15 protein-coding genes are annotated in these 16143 nt (G+C 69.5%); 9 read left to right on the forward strand and 6 right to left on the reverse strand.

The features are described from left to right. Positions 1 to 277: 277 nt before the first annotated feature. The gene (locus tag O0S08_RS48075; RefSeq protein WP_269036293.1) at positions 278 to 754 is read right to left on the reverse strand and encodes a hypothetical protein; all 477 of its coding nucleotides are present in this window, start codon (positions 752 to 754) and stop codon (positions 278 to 280) included. A 50-nt stretch (positions 755 to 804) separates the two neighbouring features. On the opposite strand from O0S08_RS48075, the gene O0S08_RS48080 reads away from it, so the two are divergent. From O0S08_RS48080 to O0S08_RS48095, 4 genes are all read left to right on the forward strand, one after another. Further along, on the forward strand, positions 805 to 2574 hold the full coding sequence (locus O0S08_RS48080; RefSeq protein WP_269036294.1) for a hypothetical protein: 1770 nt from the start codon (positions 805 to 807) through the stop codon (positions 2572 to 2574). Positions 2575 to 2705: 131 nt separating this feature from the next. Next, a complete protein-coding gene (locus tag O0S08_RS48085) occupies positions 2706 to 3320 on the forward strand; it encodes a hypothetical protein (RefSeq protein WP_269036295.1) in 615 nt (204 codons plus the stop codon). A gap of 34 nt (positions 3321 to 3354) precedes the next feature. Further along, positions 3355 to 4827 (forward strand): hypothetical protein, encoded by a 1473-nt coding sequence (locus tag O0S08_RS48090; protein WP_269036296.1) that lies wholly within the window; start codon positions 3355 to 3357, stop codon positions 4825 to 4827. Further along, complete coding sequence (locus tag O0S08_RS48095; RefSeq protein WP_269036297.1) at positions 4827 to 6941, forward strand: 4Fe-4S binding protein; 2115 nt, start codon at positions 4827 to 4829, stop codon at positions 6939 to 6941. The genes O0S08_RS48090 and O0S08_RS48095 overlap by 1 nt, the downstream gene beginning before the upstream one ends. Positions 6942 to 7072: 131 nt before the next feature. Here the strand turns inward: O0S08_RS48095 and O0S08_RS48100 are convergent, their stop codons facing one another. Then, positions 7073 to 7567 (reverse strand): CarD family transcriptional regulator, encoded by a 495-nt coding sequence (locus O0S08_RS48100; protein ID WP_269036298.1) that lies wholly within the window; start codon positions 7565 to 7567, stop codon positions 7073 to 7075. A 249-nt stretch (positions 7568 to 7816) separates the two neighbouring features. Here O0S08_RS48100 and O0S08_RS48105 point away from each other — a divergent pair, with 249 nt between their 5' ends. Beyond that, positions 7817 to 8341, forward strand: a complete 525-nt coding sequence (locus tag O0S08_RS48105; protein ID WP_269036299.1) for a hypothetical protein — start codon at positions 7817 to 7819, stop codon at positions 8339 to 8341. Positions 8342 to 8417: 76 nt separating this feature from the next. On the opposite strand, the gene O0S08_RS48110 is transcribed toward O0S08_RS48105, so the two are convergent. Then, positions 8418 to 9890 (reverse strand): leucyl aminopeptidase, encoded by a 1473-nt coding sequence (locus O0S08_RS48110; RefSeq protein ID WP_269036300.1) that lies wholly within the window; start codon positions 9888 to 9890, stop codon positions 8418 to 8420. Positions 9891 to 10163: 273 nt separating this feature from the next. Here O0S08_RS48110 and O0S08_RS48115 point away from each other — a divergent pair, with 273 nt between their 5' ends. Beyond that, positions 10164 to 10496, forward strand: coding sequence for a hypothetical protein (locus tag O0S08_RS48115; RefSeq protein WP_267683394.1), 333 nt, complete (start codon positions 10164 to 10166; stop codon positions 10494 to 10496). A gap of 178 nt (positions 10497 to 10674) precedes the next feature. Here O0S08_RS48115 and O0S08_RS48120 read toward each other — a convergent pair whose 3' ends face one another. After that, complete coding sequence (locus O0S08_RS48120) at positions 10675 to 11466, reverse strand: hypothetical protein (RefSeq protein WP_269036301.1); 792 nt, start codon at positions 11464 to 11466, stop codon at positions 10675 to 10677. 69 nt (positions 11467 to 11535) lie between these two features. Here O0S08_RS48120 and fsa point away from each other — a divergent pair, with 69 nt between their 5' ends. Continuing rightward, complete coding sequence (gene fsa, locus O0S08_RS48125; protein ID WP_269036302.1) at positions 11536 to 12192, forward strand: fructose-6-phosphate aldolase; 657 nt, start codon at positions 11536 to 11538, stop codon at positions 12190 to 12192. Between the two features lie 20 nt (positions 12193 to 12212). Further along, on the forward strand, positions 12213 to 12872 hold the full coding sequence (gene trmB / locus O0S08_RS48130) for a tRNA (guanine(46)-N(7))-methyltransferase TrmB (protein ID WP_269036303.1): 660 nt from the start codon (positions 12213 to 12215) through the stop codon (positions 12870 to 12872). A gap of 1089 nt (positions 12873 to 13961) precedes the next feature. Here trmB and O0S08_RS48135 read toward each other — a convergent pair. Continuing rightward, positions 13962 to 14465, reverse strand: coding sequence for a hypothetical protein (locus O0S08_RS48135; RefSeq protein WP_269036304.1), 504 nt, complete (start codon positions 14463 to 14465; stop codon positions 13962 to 13964). A 169-nt stretch (positions 14466 to 14634) separates the two neighbouring features. On the opposite strand from O0S08_RS48135, the gene O0S08_RS48140 reads away from it, so the two are divergent. Next, positions 14635 to 15276, forward strand: coding sequence for a hypothetical protein (locus tag O0S08_RS48140; RefSeq protein ID WP_269036305.1), 642 nt, complete (start codon positions 14635 to 14637; stop codon positions 15274 to 15276). Positions 15277 to 15749: 473 nt separating this feature from the next. Here O0S08_RS48140 and O0S08_RS48145 read toward each other — a convergent pair whose 3' ends face one another. Continuing rightward, positions 15750 to 16133 carry a helix-turn-helix domain-containing protein gene (locus tag O0S08_RS48145; RefSeq protein WP_269036306.1) on the reverse strand — a complete coding sequence of 128 codons (384 nt, stop codon included), beginning with the start codon at positions 16131 to 16133 and terminating at the stop codon, positions 15750 to 15752. Positions 16134 to 16143: the final 10 nt, after the last annotated feature.

The following is a 16143-nucleotide window of genomic DNA, read 5'->3' on the forward strand; positions in this document are numbered from 1 at the left end:
GTCCTTCGGGACATGTCCTTCGGCGCCGGGTTCAGTCAGAGATGAACGAAGGGACATGCCCGAGAGGGCATGTCCTTTCGTTTTCTGGCGCCTCGAAACGCGCCGGCGTCGCGCGAGCATCGGCAGGCTTACTCGCGCTGCGCCGCAGCAGGCACTTCACTCGACCGCGATGTCAGCATCGACGTGACGCCGCGAGCTCTCGCAGCCGGCCAGCCCGACGCGCCGCTCAGGACCGACTTTTCACGTCGGCACCGGCATGTCTGAAGGGACAGGCGGCTCAGCCCGGCGCCTTGTCCCACGCGACCTTGTCGCCGCAGTGGAGCATCATCATCCCGTGGTACGGGTTGACGATTTCGCCCGTCTTCTGCACCCAGTAGGCGCCCTTATTATTAAAGGCCATCGGGCAGAAGACCACCTCGTAGCCGGCGCGCTGGTCGCTGTGGCTCTTGAGATACGAGATGAGGCCCATGCTCATCTTCTCGAAGCCCGCGCGGGCGGTGTCGATGTCCTGGGCTGCGACGCGGCCCGCGCCGGCCACGACCTCGGCGACGCCCGCTTCTTTTTGCAGCGGCTCGGCCGCTACCACTACCTGGGCCGAGAGCTCGGACAGCTTGTCGAGGCGGTCGGCCGCCAGCGTCTCCTGGATCGTCACGTACGGCTGCACGATCGAGCCGGGCGTCGGCGGTGCGGACTTGCCGGCCTCGCTGCTGCAGGCCACGGCGACGAGGGACAGGAGCAGGATGAGCCTCGGCACGTTACCGACGTACCACATGCGTGGACCTTGCGGTAGAGTCCGGCCGGCTCATGCTCGCGCCCGTCCTCGCTCTCTGGCTCGCGCCGGCGCCTCCGGAGACGGCTTCCAGCGCCCGCTTGCCGGACGATGTCCCGCTCGCCAGCGAACCGTCCGGCGCTGGCTCCGCGACAGCTGCCGAGCAGCCGCCCACGAGCGGCGGCGACGTAGTCCCCGCCGAACCTGCGAAGCCCGCGACCTCCGGCGGCGGTAGTTTCTTCGGCGGCGACGTCGTTCCTGCCGCGCCTGCACCCCCCGCCACCGAGGGTCCGAGCAAGGCCCCGCCGATGCCGGAGATCGAGGACCTCCCGTCGCGCTCGCCCGCGCCTGCCAAGAAACCTGGTCTTTCGGCCCTGTTCGGTCCCAAGGATCGCAAGCCGGTCAGCGGCGGCGGCGTCGGCTTCTTCGACCCCGGCAAGCTCGACGACACCGGCCCGGGCGGCAGCGGCGGCATCCAGGTCCGCGGCTACCTCGGCTTCAACTTCACCGTCGCCCAGCGCACCGACCTCAGCGCGCGCGACCCCGAGACCGGCACCTTCCCGCAGCTCAAGACCCTGCCGTACTTCGGCGGCGGCGCGGCCAACCTCTACGTCGGCGCCCCGATCTACAGCGACGTCGTCTACGCGCGGATCGCCTTCGAGTTCATTTCTATCCCGCGCGCCAGCCCCGTCGCGCCCGACGTCACTCCGAACTACACCCCGATCGTCCTCATGGAGGCCGCCGCGCTCGAGGTGAACCCGTTCGCGTGGGCCAAGAAGGGGCCGCGGTGGTTCGCCGAGGGTTTCAAAATTTCGGGCGGCGTCTTCATCGTCCCGTTCGGCCTCGAGGACGAGGAGCACGACGCGCCCGTGCGCTGGTGGGTCACGCGGCCGCTGGCGATGAGCATCGGTCGCGTCTATCCCGGCTCGTGGATCGACATGGGCGTCACCATCAAGTGGAAGCCGACCTTCGGCGGCGCCCGCCCGATCCGCCCGCTCGAGATCGACCTCGGCGTCATCAACGGCGACGCGTGCACGCAGACCCGCACGATGGACGCGCTGTACCGCTATCAACCGGTCGGCCAGGCGGTGCCGCCGTGCGAGCGGCAGCTCCGCGAGGTCGAGGTGCCGCGCGGCGACGGCTTCGTCCTCGGCATCACGCCCGACAACAACGGCAACAAGTCGCTGCTCGCTCGCTTGCAGATCCGTCCGGTGCCCGCGCTCAACATCGGTGGCTCGTACATCTGGGGCACGCACCCGCAGAGTCAGTTCCCGTCGCCGCAGTACATGGGCAAGGGCTACCCCGACACGGTGCAGGCCCCGACCTGGCGCGTCGGTGCTCACTTCGATCTCAACCTCGACGAGGTCGTCGCCAGCCGTTATCCCTTGCCGCACCTGCGCGCCGAGTTCGTCTACGGCGTCGACAGCGTCGGCAAGACGATGATGATGCTCGGCGACCAGGCGCTCGCCGATCGCCACATGCTCGGCGGTTACGCGCAGATCGCCCAGCCGCTGTGGCGGCGCAAGAAGACGAGGCTTCCCGGCCTCATCGTGCAATACCGCTTCGACTTCGCCGACCCCGACCGCGCCGTCCCCGGCCGCACCAAGAACGGCTACGTCCTGTCCGACTTCGCCGATCGCTATCTCTACGACGAGGCGTTGCAAGCGCACGTCGTGGGCCTGCGGTTCCCGGTGCTGCCGCGCTTCAACCTCAAGGGCGAATACATGTTCGTGCTCGAGGAGGGCGGGCGCAGCAACCGCGTGTTCAACGACGCCTTCAGCTTGCAAGCCGTGGCCGACTTCTAGCGCCCGGTGCGCCCGTGCGAGCGCGCACAGGGGCAGTGGCGCAGCGGTTCGGCTCGCTGAAGCTTCTTGGGTGCCTTGACGTCCCGGCCATCACGCGGGGATGCTTCACCCTGAAGGCCCGCAGGAAGCCCATGAACCGCCTGACCCGCTTCGCCGCCAAGGTTTGTCTGGGACTGCTCTTTTGCCTCGCGCTCGCGCCACAGCAGTCCGAGGCGCACCTGGCGAAGTGGGGTAGTTGGGAAATCACCCACCGGAACCTGATGAAGTTGTTTCCGGAAGCGGACCCCAACGGCTGGCGGATCAAGCGCTACCAGTACTCGGACAGCGAAGTGAAGCTGCTCGAGGCCGAGCTCGGCTTCGAGCTCTACCCCGAGGACAAGCTGCCCGAGTTCTTCATCGCCTCGGACGCGCAGGGCAACTTCCTCGGTGTCGCCATCTTCATCGACCCGCGGACCAAACCGAAGATCCTCGATGGCGGCATTTTGACTCTCGAAGTCGGGATCGGTGTCAACGCCGAGGGCAAGATCAACCGCATCAAGGTCTACGACTACCGCGGCAACGTCGCCCTCGCTCAGGACGCCTTCCTCAACCAGCTCCGCGGCCGCGAGCTCGACTCGAATTTCAAGATGGGAACCGGCGGCCTCGTCGCTGTCGCGGGCGAGCCGGAAGAGAGCCAGCTGGTCGGCAACGCCGCCCGCGAGGCGCTGCTCCTCATGAAGGTTGCGTTGGGGCGCCGCGACGGCTGAACCGCTGCGCTCGACTGTGCTAGCGTCTCGGGCGATGGCACCGTCCCGCGCGCTCCGTACCCGCAGCTTCGGCCTCGTGCTCTGCTCGACGAGCTCCGCGCTGACGTACGGCTGCCTCGAGGAGAACCCCATCCAGCCGACCGAGACGATGGGCACGGAGGACCCGACCGCCGGCACCAGCGACACCGGCGAGACCGCGGGTGAAGACGGCCTCTTGGCCTGCGCGAGCCCGCCCTGCACCGTCCTCGTCGTCAGCCAGACCCTCGACGACCGCATCGACGTCTACGACGTCACCGCCGCGCCGTTCCTGCGCGGGCGGATCGGGACCGACCTCAAGTTCGACGCCTCGGGCGAGCAGACCATGGGCAACCTGCTCGACGAGCCCTACGGTCTCCTGCTCGACGACAACTTCCTGTGGGCGGCGATCGGTCACTACCCCGACACCGCTCGCGGCTCGCTGCTCGCCTTCCCGCACGCCTCCTTCGCCGACGTTGTCCAGGGCGAGGTGTTCGCCGAGGACAAGTACTTCGCCGCAAATGCGTTCTCCGCCGGCGTGCTCGACCTGCCCTTCGGACGCCAGGAGGCCATCTTCCTGCTGCGGCACCCGAGCGGGCGGATCCTCGTCGGCGTGTTCGCCAACGACCTGCGCGCCGCCAGCTGGCCCGAGCCGAGCGAGCTCCTCGTCGTCGACCCGAACGACTTCAGGCCCGAGGCCATCGGCGCCTTCAGCCTCGACCTCGACGGCACCCCGTGCAACGGCGGGTGGAAGATCGCCGCCCTCGATGACGACGTCTCGCGCGTCGCGGTCGCCTGCGACGGCAACGACGCGGTCGCAGTCGTCAGCTTGCCCGGCGACTTCGCCGACCTCGCGCCCGCCGACGCCGCCGCCGGCATGAGCGCCTGCAGCACGCCGCTGGCGAGCGGCACGATCAGCACCCAGTTCGTCGCGCCTGACGGCGCCGGCGGCCTGCTCGCGGTGCAGTCGCAGATCCTCGAGCCGCCCAAGCTGTGGAGCATCAACGGCAACTGTGGGATCGGCGGCGCGCCCGGTGACGAGCTCCCGCCCGAGCTCGAGGCCGTTCGCGTCGTCCGCGAGCCGGTGCTGCTGCGTCCGGCCGGCGGCGGGCAGCCGCCGATGTGGCTGCTCGCCAGCGAGACGCCGGAGCCGGGCGTGCTGATCGTGCGCGGCGGAGCGTCGCCGACGGTCTGCGGTCAGGTCACCGGCCTCGACGCCATCGACGGCGGCGAGAACGCCCCGTTCGCGCTCACGCTCGACGCCACGCGCACGCACCTGGCGATCGGCGCCGGCCCGGTCAGCAACCCGCCGTTCGCCGAGGGTCGCGGCCAGGTCTTGTGGGCCACGCTGGATCTCGCCGAGCTCGACAGTTGCGCGGTCGCGGCCACCGAGGTCGTCGACCTGACCGAAGGGACATTCGTGGCGACCGACCCGCGCACGTGGGTGCGAGCGCCCAACATGTTGCTCATCGCCGAGCTCGGAGGCTCGTGATGGTGCGCCGGCGTCTCCCGGTCTTGCAACCGCCGCGCGAGGGCGGGGACGAAGATCCGCTGGCGCTGCTCCGCGGCGGCCGCTTCGCCCGCTGGTTCGCCTCCTCGCTCGCGGTCGTCGGCCTGTTCTGGATCGTCAGCGATCGCGTCGAGGCCCGTGACACCGCCAACGCCGTGGTCCTCGTCCACACCGCCCTGCAGGCCCCGCCGCAGCCGCCGATCGAGGACATCACGCCGCCGCGACCGCCGGTGGAGGACATCACGCCCGCGCGCACGCCCCCGCCTCCGCCGGTGGAGGACATCACGCCCGCGCGCACGCCCCCGCCTCCGCCGGTGGAGGACATCACGCCCGCGCGCAAGTCTGGCGAGACCACCGACGAGTTCGGGCGCAAGCGCACCGGTACGGGCGCTCTGGTGCTCGAAGAGGGCGAGCCCGACGAATCACTCGGCTTGCCCTCGCAGCAGCGGAAGGAGATCGCCAGCGGCGGCTTCTTCGACCCGACGGCCTTCGACGACGTCAAGACCGTCAAGAAGAAGGCCTACGTGCACCTGATGCCGGGGATCCCCAACGAGGCGTTCTTCGCCGGCGTCGTCCTCATCTTGCTGCTGTCGTTCAGCCTGTTCGAGCGCCACGGCAGCCGCGACAAGCGGGCGCGCAGCTACTGGCACCTCGAGCTCACCAAATTCTCGTGGCTGAAGCGCGCGATCAAGAGCCGGTGGTTTCAGCCGGCCGTGCAGCTCCCGGTCGTCCTCGCGTTCCTCGGCGTGATCGTCGTCGGTCTCATCGGCTCGCAGGAGCCGGGCCGCAACCTCGCGCCGGTGCTCACGTGGAACATCTGGTGGATCGGCCTCATCTTCATGGTGCTGCTGTTCGGCAACCTGTGGTGCTTCATGTGCCCGTGGACGGCGATCCCCGACTGGATCATGCGCCGCAGCTTCACCAAGGTGCGCCCGATCGCCTCGCTGGCGAGGAAGTACCCGCGGTTCAAGCTGTGGATGTGGCCGGCGATCGTGCTGTTCGGCTTCATCACCTGGCTCGAGATCGTGTTCGACGCGGCCAACCGACCGTGGCTGACGTCGGTGCTGGGGATCTTCATGATCCTGCTGAGCTGGGTGCTGCTGGTGGTGTACGAGCGCAAGGCGATGTGCCGCTACGTCTGCTACGTCGGCCGCGTCTCGGGCCAGTACGCGATGATGGGGATGATCGAGCTGCGCCGGCGCGACAACGACGTCTGCCGCCACTGCGCCACCAAGGACTGCTACCGCGGCAGCCCGCGCGGTTACCCCTGCCCCACGCACGAGTTCATGGGGGCGATGAACGAGAATCAGTACTGCACTCTGTGCACGGAGTGCGTGAAGAGCTGCCCGCACGACAACATCGCCCTGAACCTGCGGCCGAGCGGCGAGGACGTGCTGCACGCCCACCGCTCGCGCTCGGACGAGGCCTACATGGCGCTGCTGATCTTCATCGTCAGCGCCTTCCACGGCGCGGCCATGATCCCGCTGTGGATGGAGTGGGAGAACGCGCTGCGGACCGCGATCATCGACGGCCAGACGGCCGTGTTCGGCGCCGACGTGCTCGGCTTCGCCGGCAGCCACGGCGGCACGATGACGTTCACGGTGATGATGCTCGCCTGCATCGTCGGCCCCGCGATCATCTACGCCGCGCTGTGCTGGCTGATGCGGCTCGCCAGCGGCCGGCGCGACATCACCACGCGCAAGCTGTTCGTCAAGTTCAGCTACACGCTGCTGCCGATCGCGCTCTTCTATCACCTCGCGCACAACGCCGTGCACGTGTTCTGGGAGTGGTCGAAGGTCCGGCGCCTGATCAGCGACCCGCTCGGCTGGGGTCACGACTACTTCGGCACCGCCCGCGCGCCGCTGACCGCGTTGTGGTCGCCGGAGACGATCTGGTACGTCCAGGTCGCGCTCATCGTCATCGGCCACATCTACGGCATCTACGTCGCCCAGCGCGAGTCGAACCGCCTCTACGCCGACGACCGCAAGGCCGCGCTGCGCGTCCACCTGGTGATGATGGTCGGCATGATCCTCATGAGTCTGCTCAGCCTGTGGCTGCTGGCCCAGCCGATGTTCATGCGCACGGCCGACCTCTGAGGCCGCGGCCGGCCTCGGCGAACCGAGCATGAGCTTGCTCGCAGCGCCGGCCGAGCTCGGTGGCCGGGCCATGTCCTTCGAGGCAGCTCGACCGGCGAGCGCCTGCTTCTTCGATCCGCGAGCTCCCCAGCTCAGGCGTGAGCGGGGAACATCTCGTCGAGCTCGCGGACCACGTCGGCGCCCTGGACGCCCTTGGCGAGCGCGAGCTCTTGTACGAGCAACGTCCGGGCCGTATCGAGCATCTTCTTCTCGCCGAACGACAGGTCCTTGTCGCCGCGGAGGATGCAGAGGTCGCGCAGGACGCTGGCGATCTCGAGGAGCGACCCGGTCTTGATCTTCTCCATGTATTCGCGATAGCGGCGGTTCCAGGTCGCGGTCGAGATCTTCTCGCCGCGGCGGGTCAGGACCTCGTAGACCTCCTGGACCTGCACGTCGTCGACGATGGGCCGAAGGCCGACCGAGCCGGCGTTCTTCTTCGGGACCATGACCTTCATGTCGTTCTCCAGCACCCGGAGGACGTAGAATTCCATGACGGAGCCGGCGATTTCTCGCCGATCGACGCCAGTGACCTCCGCGACGCCGTGGGCGGGGTAGACGACCTTGTCACCGATGTTGAACTCGCTCATGGAGCGCCTTCAAAGACGGCCCTTCCCAGCCCAAAAGACGCGAAACGATGGCAAAAAAGCGCAGTTTTGTCAACCTTCGAGTGGGTCCACGAACCCGAGGACGCATGTGGCGGGGTCATCGCCGTCCTCGGCGAGGGTCTCTGCCGGATGACCTCGCTGGACGCGTGAGGAAATCCACAGGCCTGGACTTCTTGTCCCATCCATCGCTGCATTCTTGAACTCGAACGCCGCTCTCCTATGATGCGCCCCATGTCGCCGCGCACCTCCTCGCGCCGCTCTCTGCGCCCGCGCTTTCAGCGGGCCGTGGCCCGGCTCCTCCTCGGCCTCGCGTTCCTCGGCCCGCTGGCGTGCGCGATGACCCCCGATCGATTGCCCCCGCCAGACCGCCAATTTTATCACACGCTGCCCTCCGCCGAGGACAAGGCCAAGTTCCTCAAGCTCAAGGAGACTGAGCGCCAGCCGTTCCTCGAGCAGAAGGGCCTGTGGGCCAAGTGGATGGAGCTGCCGCCCGAGGAGCGCGAGGCGGCCAAGCGCGGCGAGGTCAAGGCCGGCTACAAGGAGTTCACCGCGCTGATGGCCTGGGGCGCCCCGGCCGACACGCAGGAGAGCAAGACGCCCGAGCGCAGCGTCCGCTTCCACACCTTCATCCGCTGCACCAGCGGCCCGCGCGTCGGTCGCTGGGTCGCCAGCAACCTCGCCTGCGACGGCACCTCCAGCGAGGTCGAGGTCGCCGTCGAGAACGGCCTCATCACCGAGGTCAAGTACCTCAACTGAGCGCATGGCCTTCGGAGCAGCCGCGGCTGTCCCGAAGGCCATGTCGTTCGCGCTGCTGTCCCGGAGGACAGCCGGCTCACGCGCGCGCGAGGAACTCGAGGATCGTCGCCACCGGGAAGCCGGAGCCGCCCTCGTCGCAGACGCCGAACGGCTTGCGGACCATCGCCGGGCCGGCGATGTCGACGTGGACCCACCGCTGGCCGGCGGTGAACTCCGACAGGAACAGGCCGGCAGTGATGGCGCCGCCGTAGCGGTCGCCCGTGTTGACCATGTCGGCGATCGAGCTCTTGAGCTGCTCCTTGAGCCCCTCGGGCAGCGGCAGCCGCCACATCTCCTCGCCCACGCGCTCGCTCGCGCCGGTCCACAGGCTCACCAGCTCGTCGTCGCGGGACATCACGCCGGCGCAGCGCGGCCCGAGGGCGACGATGCAGGCGCCGGTCAGCGTGGCGAAGTCGAAGGTGTAGGTCGGCTGCAGCTTGCCGGCGTAGACCAGCGCGTCGGCCAGAGTCAGCCGGCCCTCCGCGTCGGTGTTGTCGATCTCGACCGTCTTGCCGTTGCTGGCCGTGAGCACGTCGCCGAGGCGATAGGCGTCGCCGCCGATCATGTTCTCGGTCGCCGGCACGATCGCGTGGACCTCCCACGGCACGCCGAGCTTGGCCGCGCCCTCGAGCGCGCTGAGCACCGCCGCGGCGCCGCCCATGTCCATCTTCATCCCCATCATCGCGTCGCTCGGCTTGAGCGACAGGCCGCCCGAGTCGAAGGTGACGCCCTTGCCGACCAGGCACACGCGGCCCTTGGCGGTGCCCTTGGGCGTGTACTGCAGGTGGATGAACTTGGGCCGCTGGGCGCTGCCGCGGGCGACCGCGAGGTAGCAGCCCATGCCGAGCTTCTCGCAGTCCTCGCGCTCGAGCACGGTGATCCGCACGCCGCGATCGGCGAGGGTGTCGGCGATCTCGCGGGCCACGTCGGCGAGGTAGCTCGGGGTCACGAGGTTGGCTGGCCCATTGACCAGGTCACGCGCCCGCGCGACGCTGGCCGCCACGATCTGCCCGCGCGAGGTGCCCTCGCCGGCCGCGGCCTCGCCGAGCACGCGCACGCGCTTCACCGTCGAGGGCTTGCGCTTGGCCTCGCTGAGGTAGCGGTCGTAGCGATAGGCGCCGATCTGGAGGCCCTGCGCCACGAGCTCGCCGAAGTGCACCGGCTCGCGCGAGGTCCCGAGGGCGCGCAGATCGAGGACGACCTCGGCGACGCCGGCGGCCGAGCCCGCGCGCACGGCGTCGAAGGCGAGCGTGCGCAACGCCCCGGCCGCGGGCGCGCTCGCGCCGGTCCCGAGCAGCAGCACCTGCTGTGGTTCGCCCTGGTGCTCGCGCAGGAACGAGAACTTCTCCCCCGGTTCACCGCGGAACCGCGCCGCCTGGGCCGCCCGCGCCAGCGGAGCGCCGAAACGGCGTTCGATTGCCGGACCCGTGTCGCTGCTGGCGACAGCCACCGCGAGCAGGTGATGGCCCGCGCCCACCGCCTCCTGAGAAGTCCACTCGATGCTGAGCATGTCGGCTGTTGTCCCCCACCGCCGCGCCCGCCGCAAGCCGATCGGGGGCGCGGAGGGAAACGGAGGGGACTCACGGAGCAAGTCGCAAAAACCACGCCACACGCGCGAATGCACACAAAATTTCTAGCGAAACAAACACCTGGACCCCTAAGGTGTTACAAAGATCGTTCACCTTCCTATAATTGAGTAAAAAAGATGTTAATTGGCGTTGACACTACATGCTCTTTATATGTAGCGTTTTGAGCACGTAGCCCCTGAAGGAGGGACCACACGATGCTCACCGACGATACCAACACGAACGCTGCGCCCGAGGAGGGCAAGAAGGCCTCGAAGCGCAAGACCGCCAAGAAGAAGGCGGGCAAGAAGGCCGCCAAGAAGGCGGGCGCGAAGAAGGCCGCCAAGGCCGGCGCCGCCAAGAAGACCGGCAAGAAGGCTGCCAAGAAGGCGGGCAAGAAGGCCGCCAAGAAGGCGGGCAAGAAGGCCGCCAAGAAGACCGGTGCGAAGAAGGCCGCCAAGAAGGCCGGTAAGAAGGCCGCCAAGGCCGGTGCGAAGAAGACCGCGAAGAAGGCGGGCAAGAAGGCCAGCAAGCGCGCTGCTGCTGCGTAAGCTGCTTCTCGGGGTTGACCGACCCCGATTCGCACGAAAATCGCCGCGAACCTGCCCAGGTCGCGGCGATTTTCATTGGTTCAGCGCCAATCGCAGCAAAACTTGCCGGTGCGCGCATCTCCGCGCCGCACTGCGCAGCAAACGCCGACGGCGGTCGATTTCGGGCGAGTGCGCGAGGCTAAAGCTCGGCGGCGTCCAGCGCGCGCGCGAAGGCACGCAGGTTGGCATGGGCGCGCGCCCCGCTGAAGAGGATGGTCGCGTCCTCGAGCGCGTCGGCGTTGGCCAGCGCGAACACCAGGCTCTCGGCGAGCGCGCCGCGCAGCCGCTCGGTCGCGCCCGCGGCGTCGACGCGCAGCCACCGGTGCTCGTAGGTCTGCGGGACCGGCCGGCCGGTGCCCTCGAAGGCGGGCACCAGAGTGTCGAGCGAGAGCTTGCGCGCCAGTGCGAGCGTCGTCGCCGGCTCCCACAGGCCGTCGAGCTCCCACACCACGTGCAGACCCTCGGCGGCGCGCGCCTCGGCGAACGCGGCCAGGCGCGCCTGATTCACCGTCCCGGGCGTGAAGCTCGGCGGCGTGCGCAGGATGACCGTATCCGAGCCCATCTCCTTCGCACAGCGCAGGCTCACGTCCCACGCGCTGTGGACCTCGGGCGTGTCCTGCAGGTGCCCGAACCGCCGCGCCTCGCCCGGTAGCGTGCGCGTGCCGGCCTCGCGCAGCCCGTCGCTCTCGCCGTGGCTGACGAGGTGCCACACGTACGGCACCAGCACGGCGTTCGGATGGACGCTGCGGACGTGGTCGGCGAGCGAGCGCGCAGCCGCGGCGCGCGGAGGGTTCAGCAGCGTCGAGCGCAGCGCGACGAGCTGGACCGGATCACCGGCCTCGTCGCCGGCCTCATCGGAGGGGTCGGGCCGGGCGGGACGCGCGGCGCGGAGAGCGTGCTCGTCCTGAAGGATCACACCGAGGCGGGGCATGGCGGCCGGAGGCTAGTGCGGACGCGGGGCATATACAAGCGCGGCCTGCTGTGTGCTATGGGGGCGCCCGTGAAGCTCTTCATCGATACGGCGGACGTGAAGGAGATCCGCGAGGCGGCGGCGATGGGCCTCCTCGACGGCGTGACCACCAACCCGTCCCTCGTGGCGGCGACTGGGCGCGACATGCGGTCGGTGTTGCAGGAGATCTGCAGCATCGTCGACGGCCCGGTCAGCGGCGAGGTGCTGGCGACGACGTACAAGGAGATCCTCGACGAGGCGCACGACCTCGCCGCGATCGCGCCCAACATCGTCGTCAAGGTGCCGCTCATCGAGGACGGCCTGCGCGCGGTCAAGACGCTCACCGGCGAGGGCATCAAGACCAACGTGACGCTGTGCTTCTCGCCGATCCAGGCGGTGCTGGCGGCCAAGGCCGGCGCGACGTACATCTCGCCGTTCGTCGGCCGGCTCGACGACGTCGGCCACGAGGGCATGGAAGTCGTGGCCCAGATCGTCGAGGCGTACGCCAACTACGGCTACAAGACCGAGGTCCTGGTCGCGTCGGTGCGCTCGCCGCTCCACGTGCTCGAGACGATCCGGATCGGCGCGCACGTGGCGACCTTGCCGTTCAAGGTCATCCACCAGCTCGTCAAGCACCCGCTGACCGACGTCGGCCTCGCTCGCTTCCTCGCCGACGCCGCCAAGATCCCGGCGGCCAAGAAGAGCTGAGCGCACCTGTCCGCAAGGACATGCGGAAGATCCGCCAGCACGTCAACCCGCTGAGCGCGCACTTCATGCGAGAGCGCGCCCAGCCGGTCGCGCGCCCGCCCGGCCTCGCGCTCGACTGCGCGGTCGAGGTCGAGCTCGGCTGCGCCGACGCCGAGTTCAGCTTCGCCCGCGCCGCCGCCCGCGCCGACATGCTGATGGTCGGGCTCGACATCCGCGAGCCCTGCCTGGCCCGCAACCGCGTGCGCGCCGCCGACGAGGGCCTGCTCAACCTGCTGTTCGGCTACGTCAACCTCAACGTCGACATCGACCGGGTGTTCGCGCCGGCCAGCGTCGACCGCTTCCACCTGCTGTTCCCCGACCCCTGGGTCAAGAAGAGCCACCACAAGCGCCGCGTCATCGAGCCGGCGCTGGTCGCCTCGCTGACGACGCAGCTGCGCCCCGGCGGCGAGCTGCACGTCGCCAGCGACGTGTTCGACGTGGCGCTCGAGATCATGTCGACCGTCGAGGACCCCGCCCTCGCGCACCTCGGCCTCGCCAACCTGGCCGGCCCCTGGGGCTTCTGGCGCGACAACCCGTTCGCCGAGTCGAGCCGCCGCGAGCAGACTACGCTGCGCCGCCAGCAGCGGGTGTGGCGGATGCGATATGTCCGAAGCGACATGGCGCTGGCACCAGGTATTTAAAGACAGGGCCATTTCGACAGGGCGGAAAGAACCTGTCCTTTCGGAGATGGGCCGGACCGGCCGTCGGCAGCTCGCGGCTCCAGGGTCTCCGTGCGGGTCAGGTGGCGAGTTCGGGTGCCACCGGAGACCTGTCTCGAGCGCCAGACATGAGGGCCTGCAGCGGGAAGGTGTCGGGCGACTCTCGGCTCGCGGACCTGCTGAGCCTCGACGGGAACGGGGACGCCGGGTGTCGCCGGGGCCTGTCAGAAGCGCGAGGCATGGGGGCCGCGAAGGCGTCGGGCGGCTCGATGCCCCCGGTCTCCAAGCGGGGCCCGAGCGGCGGGTTCGGGTGTCGGCGCCCGGGAGCTGTCTGAAGCGCCAGGCACGAGGCCTCGAGCCGGGGCCGCGGGAGGGTGACGGCAACTCGCGGGCCCGCGGATCTGCTGGGCTCGACGCGACGAGCGGCGAGTGCTCCCGGGAACCTGTCTCGAGCGCCAGCATGAGGGGCTCGATGGCGGCCCCAGGGTCTTCACGCGGGGCCCGGGCGGCGAGCTCGGGTGACGGCGCCGGGGAACCTGTCTCGAGCGCCAGCATGAGGGGCTCGATGGCGGCCCCACTGCCCGCACGTCCCCGCGGTCCCGATCCGCCTGGCCTTCCGGACAGGCCAGCTCGTCACCCTCGACGCCGCGGCTGCGCTCGCGTCCGACCCGGTGATCGCCAGGCTGCGCCCGCGCTCGCTGCTGTGCCTGCCGTTCGCGCTCCACGGCCAGCGGCTGGGCGCGCTCTACCTCGAGAACCGTCTTCATGCGGGGCCCGGGCGGCGAGCTCGGGTGACGGCGCCGGGGAACCTGTCTCGAGCGCCAGCATGAGGGGCTCGATGGCGGCCCCAGGGTCTTCACGCGGGGCCCGGGCGGCGAGCTCGGGTGACGGCGCCGGGGAACCTGTCTCGAGCGCCAGCATGAGGGGCTCGATGGCGGCCCCAGGGTCTTCACGCGGGGGCCCGGGCGGCGAGCTCGGGTGGCGGCGCCGGGGAACCTGTCTCGAACGCCAGGCATGAGGGCCCCAGGGTCTTCATGCGGGGCTCGGGGTGTCGGCGCCGGGGAACCTGTCTCAAGCGCCAGGCATGAGGGTCTCGATCTGCGGCAGCGGGAAGGCGTCGGGCAGCTCGAGGCACTTGCCGACCCGCTGGGCCTCGACGCGGGCGGCCTGCGGGTCGGCGGCCTTGTCGACGCGCTCCTGGACGGCGTCGACGCACGAGCAGAAGGTCAGCGAGGCGCGGCGGGTGGCGACGTCGGTGCAGGTCGTGTGGTGACGCGCGAGGCTCCAGGCGAGGAACGGGTCGCGGCAGTCGAGCGAGGGGACCTCGATGGCGAGCACGCACTCGCACAACTCCTCGTCACGGGGCAGGACCATCGCCTGCGTGCAGAGGGTTTGCATGTATGCGTCCTCGGCTCGCAGGCGCTGGTCGTAGCTGACTGCGTTGCCCTGGATCATCCCGGCGAGGCCGGGCAGCAGGAACCACGCGAGCAGGGCGACGACGGGCAACCCGACGAGGACGCCGAGCAGCAGGTCCCGCGTGCGTGAACGTGGTGGGTCATCGAGATCGGCGAGCATCGGCATAAGATCCCCCGGGAGCGTGGCGGATTTTGCGCTGCGGCGGCTGTGGAGGTCCCACAAGGGTCCGATCCCGCAGGCGCTTGGGGCTTGTGAAGCGCGGACGAACCGTACAATACTCAGGCACAGCGCCGGTGCTAGCCTGTCCGGCCCTTTCCCAATGACGGCCATGCTCCGCTCCCGATCGTTCGTCGCAACCGTCCTCGCCGTGGCCATGGTGCCTGTGCCCGGCCTCGCGGCCCCCGCCGCCCCTGCAGCTCCGGCCGCGCCCGCCGCCGACCCGACCGCGTCTCAGCCCGCTAACCCGGGCGAACCGGCCGATGCGCCGCCGACCGAGGTGCCGACGAGCGACGCGCCGCCCGACGAGGTGCCGGTCGAGGAGCCCAAGCCCGAGGAGGAGCCGAAGACCGAGGAGCCCAAGACCGAGACGCCGGAGACGGTCGTCCCCGAGGGCCCCGAGCGCCCGCCCGAGCCCACCCTCGGCAACGGCAAGTTCAAGGCCAAGGGCACCGGCCTGATGATCTCCGGCGGCGTCCTGCTCGGCGCCGGCCTCGTCGGCGTGATCACGTCCTTCTTCCTCACGAACTGTCCCGAGGGCGAGGTCAGCGACTCGTTCGCCTGTAGGAACCGCCAGCACAAGACGTTCGCGGTCCCCGCCACCGGCGCGGCAGCCCTGCTCGGCGCGGTCCTCCTCATCGTCGGCCTGACCTACCGCGCCCGCTACAAGCGCTGGGAGAACTGGGACCCGACTCGCGCCAAGACCGCCTTCCGCCCGACCTTCACGGCCAACGGCGTCGGCTTCAAGTTCTGAGCCCCGCGGGCGCTGCCTCGAGGACGCCGCAGCACCGCTGCGCGCGTCCTCGTCGCGTTTGCGGGCCCGGAATGCGGCGCGAGTTCGAGGACGCGCACGAGCGCGGCCTCGGGGCGCCGCAGTCAGTCGCCCATCCCTCAGGTCGTCGGCGATATGTCCTTTGGACATGTCCCAAGAGCCATAGGTCTGGGAGGTACGGCATGTCCGAAGGGCCAGGCGGAAGCGGCGGGCATCACGGGCGGCCGATAGCGGCCTTCCCCTGACTTGTCGTCGACATAGCTTTTTGGACATGTCGCAAGAGACGAAGGCCTGGGAGATACGGCATGTCCGAAGGGGCAGGCGGAAGCGACGGGCATCACGGCGATGACGACCTTCCCTAAAGTTGTCGTCGACATGTTTTTTAGGACATGCCGCTAGAGACGAAGGCCCCGGAGGTACGGCATGTCCGAAGGAGCAGGCGGAAGCGGCGAGCATCACGGGCGGTCGCGGCCGATGACGACCTTGGCGAGGTCGAGCAGCAGCTCGAGCTCGTGCGGCTGGGCGCGCTGGGCGATCGAGTTGAGCAGGGCCAGCAGGGTGCTCTCGGGAGAGGCGGCCGGGCCGGGCAGCTCGGGCAGGAGCAGCGCCAGCGGCACGCCCATGCCGTCGGCGATCCGCAGCAGCGTGCGCAGCCCGGGGCTGGTGTAGTGGCCGTTCTCGAGCCGCGAGACCATGTCGGAGGCGATGCCGGCGGCGCGGGCGACCGATTGCTGAGTCAGCCCGCGCTCCTCGCGGATCGAGCGGATCCGCTGGGCGAGCGCCGCCATGTAGCGGCGCTCGTACTGCTCGCGCGCGAGGTCATAAGTCTCTTCGGACATGTTCTTAAAG

The sequence above is a fragment of the Nannocystis punicea genome, from assembly GCF_026965555.1.
In the GTDB taxonomy this organism is placed as follows: Bacteria; Myxococcota_A; Polyangia; order Nannocystales; family Nannocystaceae; genus Nannocystis; species Nannocystis punicea.

Excerpts from the sequence above, each read along its gene's own strand:
- O0S08_RS48080 (WP_269036294.1), top strand. The coding sequence starts at position 805 with ATGCTCGCGCCCGTCCTCGCTCTCTGGCTCGCGCCGGCGCCTCCGGAG.
- O0S08_RS48085 (WP_269036295.1), top strand. The coding sequence starts at position 2,706 with ATGAACCGCCTGACCCGCTTCGCCGCCAAGGTTTGTCTGGGACTGCTC.
- O0S08_RS48090 (WP_269036296.1), top strand. The coding sequence starts at position 3,355 with ATGGCACCGTCCCGCGCGCTCCGTACCCGCAGCTTCGGCCTCGTGCTC.
- O0S08_RS48095 (WP_269036297.1), top strand. The coding sequence starts at position 4,827 with ATGGTGCGCCGGCGTCTCCCGGTCTTGCAACCGCCGCGCGAGGGCGGG.
- O0S08_RS48100 (WP_269036298.1), bottom strand. The coding sequence starts at position 7,567 with ATGAGCGAGTTCAACATCGGTGACAAGGTCGTCTACCCCGCCCACGGC.
- O0S08_RS48105 (WP_269036299.1), top strand. The coding sequence starts at position 7,817 with ATGTCGCCGCGCACCTCCTCGCGCCGCTCTCTGCGCCCGCGCTTTCAG.
- O0S08_RS48110 (WP_269036300.1), bottom strand. The coding sequence starts at position 9,890 with ATGCTCAGCATCGAGTGGACTTCTCAGGAGGCGGTGGGCGCGGGCCAT.
- O0S08_RS48115 (WP_267683394.1), top strand. The coding sequence starts at position 10,164 with ATGCTCACCGACGATACCAACACGAACGCTGCGCCCGAGGAGGGCAAG.
- O0S08_RS48120 (WP_269036301.1), bottom strand. The coding sequence starts at position 11,466 with ATGCCCCGCCTCGGTGTGATCCTTCAGGACGAGCACGCTCTCCGCGCC.
- trmB (WP_269036303.1), top strand. The coding sequence starts at position 12,213 with ATGCGGAAGATCCGCCAGCACGTCAACCCGCTGAGCGCGCACTTCATG.
- O0S08_RS48135 (WP_269036304.1), bottom strand. The coding sequence starts at position 14,465 with ATGCTCGCCGATCTCGATGACCCACCACGTTCACGCACGCGGGACCTG.
- O0S08_RS48140 (WP_269036305.1), top strand. The coding sequence starts at position 14,635 with ATGCTCCGCTCCCGATCGTTCGTCGCAACCGTCCTCGCCGTGGCCATG.
- O0S08_RS48145 (WP_269036306.1), bottom strand. The coding sequence starts at position 16,133 with ATGTCCGAAGAGACTTATGACCTCGCGCGCGAGCAGTACGAGCGCCGC.